Genomic DNA, 9575 nt, shown 5'->3' with positions numbered 1-9575 from the left:
AACTTTGAACAGCCATTACATATTCATTTGGCGTGCAAAAGATAAAAGTGCTGCGCAACAAATTTAGTATGGCGTTAAGTGCAGCTAATAGATAGGGGTTAAGCAAAAGATTAGCTTACAACGGCTGTGCTTTAGAGAGAAATGCTGTAATGTATTGTTTTATATTATATTTATATGGAATTTTGTTATGTTAGATACTACTAATGAAAAGCAAACGGATGACAGTCTTGCATATGAAAATTCGCAAACAGAGTTAAAAGCTGCTGACCCGCTAGCGACCATTAAAGATATGCGCTTACAGCAATTAGCTGTCTGTCGTTTAAAAACCGCTGAAGAGCTACAAGCCATGCGGTTAGCGTCGGTATCTGCTGAAACCAAAACTTAAACTTTAGTACTGAGTACATGGAGCCTAGATTAATAAAATGGAACAGTTCAATATTTCTGCTTTTTTATTTATAAATCAATATGCGGGTAACAATAAATCAATAGATCAAATGTTAATTGGCTTAGCAGAAGCTACGCCTTATGTTTTTATAGTTATTCTCGGTTGGTTGTGGTTTAGCGGTAAATTAGCAAAGATGACGTCCAGCTATCAGGCTGGTTTAGCTGTGTTGTTAGGTATGCTTACAAGCTATAGCATTTCATTGTTTTATTACCATTCTAGACCCTTTGTGCAAGGCCTAGGTACCCAGTTGGTTGAGCATGCGCCTGATTCTTCTTTTCCGTCTGATCACACTACATTTATTTTCTGTATAGCCATAATGTTGTTATTTAATAAAAGCACCCGCAGGCTAGCCTATTTACTAAGCGGTATTAGTTTAATTAGCGGTTTGTCTAGAGTTTATGTTGGGGTACATTTTCCACTAGATATTATAGGTGCTATCTTGGTCGCAATAGGTTCATCTATAGTGGTATTTAGCTTAAGGCATAAGACTAAGTGGCTATTAAGTTTTTTGGTGAAAATAATTCCATTTAGTGCTGTGAAAGAAGTTTAAATATGCATATAACTAGTTAAGGTTTATTGGTGCAGGCTCAGCTTAAAAAAAAGAGTCTATAAGAAAATAGTTACTTGTAGTTTTAGCCAAAATTCCGCATATTTAAGTTGGCTGTTTTTAGGCTGTTTTCTTTTTTTAATTGTATAAGGTCGTTTTTAATGATGGAGCCAATTAGAGTAGCCATTGCTGGTTATGGTAATTTAGGGCGTGGCGTTGAAGCTGCGTTACAACAAAACCCCGATATGAAATTAGTGGCGGTATTTAGTCGCCGTGATCCTGCTAGTATCAGCCTCTTAAATGACAAAGTGCCGGTTTATGCTATGACCGATATTGAACAGCATCAAGCAAATGTGGATGTTATGATTTTGTGCGGTGGATCTAAAACCGACTTACCTGAGCAAGGGCCATATTTAGCTCAGTTTTTTAATACGGTAGATAGCTTTGATACCCACGCTAAAATTAATGAGTATTATGCTGCTTTAGACCAAGCAGCAAAAAAATCTAAGCATATTGCTTTGTTATCTGTAGGCTGGGATCCAGGCTTGTTTTCATTAAATAGGTTATATGCTGAAGCTACGTTACCAGTAGGTGAAACCTATACGTTTTGGGGTAAAGGCTTAAGCCAAGGCCATTCTGATGCTATACGCCGTGTGCCAGGTGTAAAAAAAGCAGCGCAATATACCCTACCTAGCGAAAATGCGATAGCCAGAGTACGTAGCGGTGAGCAGCCAACATTAAGCACTAGAGACAAGCATACCCGTGAGTGTTATGTTGTGTTGCAACCTACTGCAGATGCTGAGGCGATTCGGCATAGCATAGTTACAATGGCCGATTATTTTGCTGATTATGATACTAAAGTTCATTTTATTGATGAAGCCAGCTTTGACAAAGATCATACTAAAATGCCTCATGGTGGCTTTGTCATCCGTAGCGGTGTTACTGGAGAAAGCAGTAAGCAAAACATAGAGTATTCATTAGCCTTAGAAAGCAATCCTGAATTTACCTCTAGTGTATTAGTGGCCTATGCCCGTGCTGTACATCGATTAGTTAAGGCCGGTGAAGTTGGGGCTAAAACTGTATTTGATGTTGCACCGGGGTTATTGTCAGCAAAAAGTCCAGAGCAATTACGCCAAGAAATGCTGTAACGAAACGTAAACTTTAGTTCCTATTCTGAAGCAGTAAGCTATACTAACTAAGCAGTAAGCTATACTTACTGCTGCGTCACAGGTTATTGCGACTAATTTTCAAACCGTAGCTGCAGCAAATAACTATTGGCGCAAAGGCAATTAAGAGGGAAGTTTGATGGACGATAAAACAAAAAAACTAACTACTACTAATGGCTGTCCTGTTGCTGACAATCAAAACTCTATGACAGCTGGGCCACGCGGCCCTTTGTTAATGCAAGACTTTTGGTTTTTAGAAAAACTAGCGCACTTTGATCGAGAAGTAATTCCAGAGCGCCGTATGCACGCTAAAGGCTCGGGTGCTTTTGGTACTTTTACCGTTACTCATGATATTACGCAATATACTAAAGCCAAACTGTTTTCTGAGATAGGCAAAAAAACAGAAATGTTTGCCCGCTTTTCTACCGTAGCTGGTGAGCGTGGGGCAGCTGATGCTGAGCGAGATATTAGGGGATTTGCTTTAAAGTTTTATACCGAAGAAGGCAATTGGGACATGGTGGGTAATAATACTCCAGTGTTCTTTATGCGTGATCCGTTAAAGTTTCCCGATCTTAACCACGTGGTGAAACGTGACCCTCGTACCAATATGCACAATGCGCAAAGTAATTGGGACTTTTGGACCTTACTGCCAGAAGCACTGCACCAAGTGACTATTGTAATGAGTGATCGCGGCTTACCTAGTTCTTATCGTCATATGCATGGTTTTGGTAGTCATACCTTTAGTTTTATTAACGCCGATAATGAACGGTTTTGGGTGAAATTTCATTTTAAATGTCAGCAAGGTATTAAGAATTTATCCAATAGTGAGGCCGAAGCTATTATTGGCAAGGATAGAGAAAGCCATCAACGTGATTTGTATGAAGCTATTGAGCGGGGCGATTTCCCCGTTGGGATTTAAAAGTACAGATAATGCCAGAGCAAGAAGCTGCACATTATCGTTTTCATCCTTTTGATTTAACAAAGGTTTGGCCACACGGCGATTATCCATTAATTGATGTTGGTACCTTTGAGCTAAATAAGAATCCTGAAAACTATTTTGCTGAAGTTGAACAAGCGGCTTTTAATCCTGCCAACATAGTACCCGGCATTGGTTTCTCGCCAGATAAAATGCTCCAAGGCCGTTTATTTTCGTATGGTGATACCCAACGTTATCGTTTAGGGGTAAATCATAGCCAAATTCCGGTAAATAAGCCGCGTTGCCCAGTGTCTAGCTATCATCGCGATGGTGCCATGAGAGTGGATGGTAATTATGGCAGTGCAAAAGGCTATGAGCCCAATAGCATGGGGTTATGGCAAGAATGCCCTACAGCGAAAGAACCGCCATTAGAGTTGTCGGGAGCTGCTTATAATTGGGATTTTAGAGATGACGATACTGATTATTATACCCAGCCAGGGAATTTATTCCGTTTAATGACCAAAGAGCAACAACAGGTGTTATTTTCTAACACAGCAGCTGAATTGGCCAATGTTGATGATATGGTAAGAAAACGCCATATAGGAAACTGTTTAAAAGCCGATCCAGCTTATGGCGCCGGTATTGCTAAAGCTTTAGGTATATCATTATCTGAAATAGAGCAGTAAGCTTTTTATTAAACTAAATTTAGAAATCACTGCCTTAGAACCTTTAAATTGGCGTTTTATTGCGGTGATTTTAGCTATTATAGCCGATCAGCTTTAGTGTGCCTTCCTTTATCCAGAGCATTTGACTGTCAAGCTAAGATACTAAAGTAACAAAATTGAGAAAAAATGAGAATTATTGCAAGTTTATTATTGGTATTTACTATAGTTGTTAGCGGTTGCTCAGACCCAGTACAAGAGGATAGTAATAAGCAGATAACAGAGGCTACTCCATCGGCAACCTATAATTACCTGTGTGAAAGTGGTGCTTCTATAATTGCAACTTATACCACAACTGACTTAGCCTTAATCCAATATAAAGGCAATAACTACAATATGCAGCTTGCAGTCTCGGCAAGTGGCTCTCGCTATGCGGGAGGCGGCTTTGAATGGTGGAGTAAAGGCTCTGGAACTGGGGCTGAAGCTATGCTGTTTAAGCATAATGCCGATGATTCTACCGGTGAAATTATCGAGACTTGTGCTGAGCTATAATTGGGAACTGAGTTTACATATAAGCTAGGCTCGTTGCGTCAACTGTATTATGGCTGTTGTTTGACAGCCATTTTTGATTAGATAACTGTGAAAACCTTTTGGTTATTTTATGCATATTCGATTACTACCGCTGATAGCGTTAGTACTGGTTAGTCTTAACTTAAGGCCGGCTTTAACTTCTATAGCACCTCTTATTGAGCTCATTGTTGCCGATACTGGGCTATCCCGTGCTGCGGTGGGGCTAATTACGACTTTACCGGTTTTAATGATGGGGATAATGGCCGTTGTCTCGCCTTGGCTTGCGGCACGTTTTGGCTTAGAGCGCTGTATTAGTGCGGCACTAGCTATATTAACCTTGTCGTTAGCGCTACGTTTTTGGGCCAATAATCCTCTGGTTTTGTTGTTAACGGCTATTGGTATTGGTGTTGGTATTGCCATTTGTGGCACCTTAATGGCTGGCTTTATTAAATTACGCTTTAATCAGCGCTTAGGCACAATAATGCCAATTTATACCCTTAGCATTACCTTAGGTGCTGCCTTTGGTTTAGTGTTTACGGTACCTTTACTAGCTTATTTACAAGATTGGCGTTGGGCCATGGCAACGTGGAGTTTGCCCGTACTTTTGGCCTGGTGTGTTTGGCAGCCTTTATTACCTAAACAAGTTAATCATATCCGGACAACTGCACCTAAATTACCGCTAAACTCAATAAAAGCGTGGATATTTACCTTGTTGTTTGCTTTACAAAGTGGCTTATTTTATTCGCTGACAACTTGGTTAGTGGCGCGTTATGAGGAAGCAGGAGCAACATTAGTGCAGGCCAGTCATTATGCTAGCCTTTTTATGTTTGCTGGATTAGTAGGCGCCTTTATTGCTCCGGCTTTATTGCGTTGGCTGCCTAAGATCTATCAATTATTAATTGTGATGAATTCGGTAGTAGCTTTATCGTTAATGAGTATTACGCTGTGGCCTATGCAATTACCTTGGTTGGTTTGTGTTTTTTCAGGTATGGCTTTAACCGGTATGTTTGCTATTTCACTTACCTTACCTGTTCAACAAACAGATACTCCCATACAAGCGGCTAGTTTAACTTCTATGATGCTAACCTTTGGCTTTTGTCTTGGTTCACTGGCGCCCGCTATAGTCGGAGTATTACGCGATAGAAGTGATAATTATATACTTCCCTTTAGCGGTCTTGTTGTTGCCGCTTTAGTGATGGTGTTATTGTCTATATTATTTGGCTGCTTTGAACAAAGCAGCAATAAAAATAAGGTTAACTAGGTTAGTGACTGTACTTAAACAGTAATTGCGATTGATTTAGCTTAATATAAGCAACACCTATGTTTAGTCTGCACAAAGGAGAATCGGCAAAGTGGATGGTTTACGAGGAAAGTTTCAAGAGTTTTTAATTACTTGGTTAGAAAGATATATGCCTAATCAGGCAGAGTTGGCTTTTGATGGCTTAGTTTTAGCTTGGTTAGTATTGTTTACTGTTTTTGTGCATTATTTTTTGCATGGCCCAGTTTTTGGTTTAGTAACTAAGTTAGCCACTAAAGCTAAAGGGAATTGGCAGCAATTGCTACTTACGCATAAGCTATTTCAACGTGTCGCTTTTATTGTTCAAGCCATAGTATTGCAAGTGCAAGCCGGTTTATGGTTTGAAAGTACCGATTCATTGTTATGGTTTATTAAAGTTGCGACTGATCAGTGGATTTTATTATTTAGTTTATTAGTGTTCTTTTCCTTTTTAGATTTTTTAGAAAGGTTAGCCTATAGCAAAATTACAGAGATGCGTTTCCCGCTTCGTGGTGTGCTGCAAACAGCTAAGCTAATAGGAAGTATTTTTGTTGTGGTATTAGCTGTTTCATTATTTATGGGTAAATCGCCACTCTTGTTATTAAGTGGTTTGGGTGCTTTATCAGCAGTATTAATGTTGGTGTTTAAAGATCCTATCCTAGGTTTAGTTGCGGGTATTCAATTATCAGCTAACTCAATGTTGTCTGTGGGTGACTGGCTAGAAATGCCTAAATATGGTGCAGATGGCGATGTGATTGATATAGGTTTAACCACTGTTAAAGTACGCAACTGGGATAAAACCATCACGACAGTGCCTACTTATGCCTTGATCTCAGACTCTTTTAAGAACTGGCGCGGCATGTCTGAGTCGGGAGGTCGACGAATTAAACGTAGTGTTTTAATTGATACTAGTAGCATTTGTTTTTTAGATGAAGCTATGATTCAACGGCTAAGTAAAGCAGAGTTGCTAGGCAGTTATTTAGAGCAAAAGACTAAAGACATAGAACAGTCCAATAGTAAAAAGCAAGTTGATATGTCGCTGACTATAAATGGTCGCAGGCTAACCAATATAGGTACCTTTAGAAACTACTTACTATCTTTTTTAAAGTCGCATCCGTCTATTCATCAAGAAATGACCTTATTAGTGCGACAGTTAGGCCCAACGACCGATGGCTTGCCAATTGAGATTTATGCCTTTACTAATACCACTAAGTGGGCTGAATATGAGAATATTCAAGCAGACATTTTTGACCATGTGTTTGCCGTATTACGTGAGTTTGGTTTAAGAGCGCATGAGTCACCAACAGGGCACGATATTAGGGCATTAAGAGGACCGTCATCATCAAGCTCGGTGCTAAGTGTTGAAGCCAAGCCACAGCAGGTTGAACAAGGTTAATAAACAATAAAACCGCCCAAATTGGGCGGTTTTTAGTTGAAAACTTTATTTTAGTAAAGCACTAAGGTCGGTCTTGTAACCTGCGAGTTTTAAAGTCTGATTCAGCTTTCCACTTTGGCCAATCGCCATTGTTAGCTAATTGCGTAGCAATATCGACTATTAATTCAATATCTTGTTTAACACCACCTAATGACCATTCTGGAAAATAAATATCGCTTTCTTTATGGTACCTGTGAGCTATGTAGTCAGGGTCGGTATCGCCTAAGCTCATAAATAATAAACTTGGTACGCCTTGTTTTGCTAAAGAAAAGTGATCAGAACGGAAAAATAGACCGTTTTGCGGTCTAGGATCCATTTTCACACTGCGGCCTTGGGCCTTGGCAGCTTGTACTAAATAATCTTCCATTTCTGATAAGCCTTTACCATACTGTAAAATATAATCAGTACCCTCTAAAACATTCATACCGTCAATATTTAATAAAGCGACCATTTGTTTGGTTGGAATAATATTGCCACGGGCAAATTGTTCTGAGCCAATTAAACCGGTCTCTTCAGCGGTAAAGTTAACAAATACTATTGAACGCTTAAAAGGTTTGTTTTGATGCATTTTTGCCATTATACGCGCTATTTCTAAGGTAGCGGCTGTGCCTGAAGCGTTATCGACAGCACCATTAAATATTTTTGTTCCAGTTTCTGTTTCAATAGCACCAAAATGATCCCAATGAGCACCGATAACAATGTATTCATTTGGTGATTCGCTGCCAGTAAGTTGCGCCACCACATTATGTGATTTAGCCATGACTAGCTGATTTTTTAGGGTTAAATTTGCTTGGCTATTAAGGGCAACTGCTTTGAACTCAGGGCTAAGAGCTTGTTGCTTTAACTGATGATAATCAAGATTTGCTTGTTGAAAAACAGCTTCAGCGGCTGCAACATCTATCCAGCCCATAATAGGAATTTGTGAAGCATTTTTATTGTTATCCATTAAGGTATATTTACTGCCGGTGTTAGAGCTTTCTACAACGCTCCATGGGTAAGCAGCAGGGGCGGTTTCATGGACAATAAATACCGCAGCGGCACCTTGACGTGCGGCTTCTTCGTATTTATAAGTCCAGCGACCATAATAAGTCATTGCATTACCGGTAAATAAATCATCGTCTTGGGTAGCAAAGCCAGGATCGTTTACTAAAACAATGATTGTCTTACCTTTAACATCAACATCTTTAAAGTCATTCCACTGATACTCTGGCGCCTTAATACCGTATCCAACAAAAATTACATCTGAGTTTTTTAACTCTATTAATGGCTGAATTTGTTGGGTACGAGCTGTAAAGTCGCTACCTGCGGTAAAGTTTAATTCACCAATAGTTAAATGCATATTTGGGTCTGGTGTTAATTGAGCGATCTCAACCGGCTGTAAATACTCACCAGCAACAGCACCTATTAAGCCTATATCTTGATACTGTTTAGCTAAGTAGTTGATGGTTAAGGTTTCGCCAGCTGTTAAAGGTCCACGGCCAGCAAATTCGTCTGAGGCTAATACTTTGATATCTTGGTGTACATTGTCTAAATTAACTTCTACAGTAGGAATGTCATTTTTAGTCACAGATGCCGGCTCTGAGCAAGCTACAAGTAGCAAGCTAAGCAAAGCACAACTAATTTTTAATCGAGTCATTATTTATATACCCATGAGTAAACAGAGTTTGACTATAAAGTATAGTGCGACAAGATGTCTATACATGAGGTAGAACAAGCTTAATTAGCTTTATTTGGCCATTATTCACCCTGCTAGTTGATAGGGAAGCTTAGCGATGGAATTATTTAATATAGATATAGAACAAGTTGTCAAAAATATCGTCCAGTTATTTATTGCACTGTTGTTACCATTTTTAACGGCATGGGAGCGAGAGTCTAGTAGCCGCTCGGCAGGATTACGTACTTTTCCGTTAGTGTCTATGGCAGCTTGTACTTTTACCATTTTAGCTATGTCAGCATTTACTGATCCTGATGCACAAGGCAAGATTATTGCTGGTATTGTGACGGGAATAGGCTTTATTGGGGGCGGCGCTATTTTAAAAAGCTCATCCCAGGTTAGTGGCACCTCCACTGCCGCTGCTATTTGGTCAACCGGTGCTGTTGGTATAGCAGTTGGTTTAGAGCGGATAGAGATTGCCATAGCTTTAAGCGTAATGACTTTTGTGACATTAAAAATTATAGGTAAAGTGAAAAACAAGATTGTTTAGTGCTTCATTATAATAAATCGCAGTTACTTAATCTCAACTATACTTACTAAACTTATTTTTAATTAATTATTTATTTGGAGTTGTGCATGGCTGGCGGTTGGACACGAGATGGCGCCACTCAAGAGCAAATAGATGCTAGCGTTGAAGACGCAGTACAGCAAGCTAGAAGCCAATTAAACCAGGGGGAGAGTCTAGCGCACTGTGAAGAGTGTGGCTGCGCTATCCCTAAGGCACGACGCGAAGCAATTCCCGGTGTTCGCATGTGCGTGCAATGTCAGCAGCAGTTAGAAAAACAACAAACGGCATCTTCAGGTATTAATCGTCGAGGTAGTAAGGATAGTCAACTAAGGTGAG

Annotated in this window: 10 protein-coding genes and 1 pseudogene; 10 read left to right on the top strand and 1 reads right to left on the bottom strand. The window is 39.7% G+C overall.

Translation table 11 applies throughout. The features are described from left to right. The first annotated feature begins 187 nt into the window (after window positions 1-187). The 8 genes and pseudogenes from RDV63_RS15210 to RDV63_RS15180 all read left to right on the top strand — a co-directional run bounded on the left by RDV63_RS15210 (window position 188) and on the right by RDV63_RS15180 (window position 6978). Window positions 188-385 carry a hypothetical protein gene (locus RDV63_RS15210; RefSeq protein ID WP_313907519.1) on the top strand — a complete coding sequence of 66 codons (198 nt, stop codon included), beginning with the start codon at window positions 188-190 and terminating at the stop codon, window positions 383-385. Between the two features lie 37 nt (window positions 386-422). Next, entirely contained in the window at window positions 423-995 is a 573-nt protein-coding gene (locus RDV63_RS15205; protein ID WP_313907518.1) for an undecaprenyl-diphosphatase, read from the top strand. A 158-nt stretch (window positions 996-1153) separates the two neighbouring features. After that, entirely contained in the window at window positions 1154-2140 is a 987-nt protein-coding gene (locus RDV63_RS15200; protein WP_313907517.1) for a diaminopimelate dehydrogenase, read from the top strand. A 61-nt stretch (window positions 2141-2201) separates the two neighbouring features. After that, window positions 2202-2285, top strand: a complete 84-nt coding sequence (locus RDV63_RS15310) for a hexameric tyrosine-coordinated heme protein (RefSeq protein ID WP_409934849.1) — start codon at window positions 2202-2204, stop codon at window positions 2283-2285. Window positions 2286-2297: 12 nt separating this feature from the next. Then, window positions 2298-3760: pseudogene (locus tag RDV63_RS15195) on the top strand (catalase). A gap of 165 nt (window positions 3761-3925) precedes the next feature. Continuing rightward, window positions 3926-4288, top strand: a complete 363-nt coding sequence (locus RDV63_RS15190) for an MliC family protein (protein WP_313907515.1) — start codon at window positions 3926-3928, stop codon at window positions 4286-4288. A 109-nt stretch (window positions 4289-4397) separates the two neighbouring features. Then, window positions 4398-5567, top strand: a complete 1170-nt coding sequence (locus RDV63_RS15185; RefSeq protein ID WP_313907514.1) for a CynX/NimT family MFS transporter — start codon at window positions 4398-4400, stop codon at window positions 5565-5567. 91 nt (window positions 5568-5658) lie between these two features. Next, window positions 5659-6978, top strand: coding sequence for a mechanosensitive ion channel family protein (locus RDV63_RS15180; protein WP_313907513.1), 1320 nt, complete (start codon window positions 5659-5661; stop codon window positions 6976-6978). Window positions 6979-7039: 61 nt separating this feature from the next. On the opposite strand, the gene RDV63_RS15175 is transcribed toward RDV63_RS15180, so the two are convergent. Next, window positions 7040-8653: a M28 family metallopeptidase gene (locus RDV63_RS15175; protein ID WP_313910361.1), complete on the bottom strand. Its 1614-nt coding sequence runs from the start codon at window positions 8651-8653 to the stop codon at window positions 7040-7042. Window positions 8654-8789: 136 nt separating this feature from the next. Here RDV63_RS15175 and RDV63_RS15170 point away from each other — a divergent pair, with 136 nt between their 5' ends. Both RDV63_RS15170 and RDV63_RS15165 read left to right on the top strand, forming a co-directional pair. Beyond that, a complete protein-coding gene (locus tag RDV63_RS15170) occupies window positions 8790-9221 on the top strand; it encodes an MgtC/SapB family protein (protein WP_313910360.1) in 432 nt (143 codons plus the stop codon). Window positions 9222-9307: 86 nt separating this feature from the next. Then, window positions 9308-9574 (top strand): DksA/TraR family C4-type zinc finger protein, encoded by a 267-nt coding sequence (locus RDV63_RS15165; RefSeq protein ID WP_313907509.1) that lies wholly within the window; start codon window positions 9308-9310, stop codon window positions 9572-9574. Window position 9575: the final 1 nt, after the last annotated feature.

It is taken from the genome of Rheinheimera sp. MMS21-TC3 (assembly GCF_032229285.1).
Taxonomy (GTDB): Bacteria; Pseudomonadota; Gammaproteobacteria; order Enterobacterales; family Alteromonadaceae; genus Alishewanella.
Note: the sequence above shows the minus strand (reverse complement) of the source record. Positions and strands in the feature narration are given on the sequence as shown.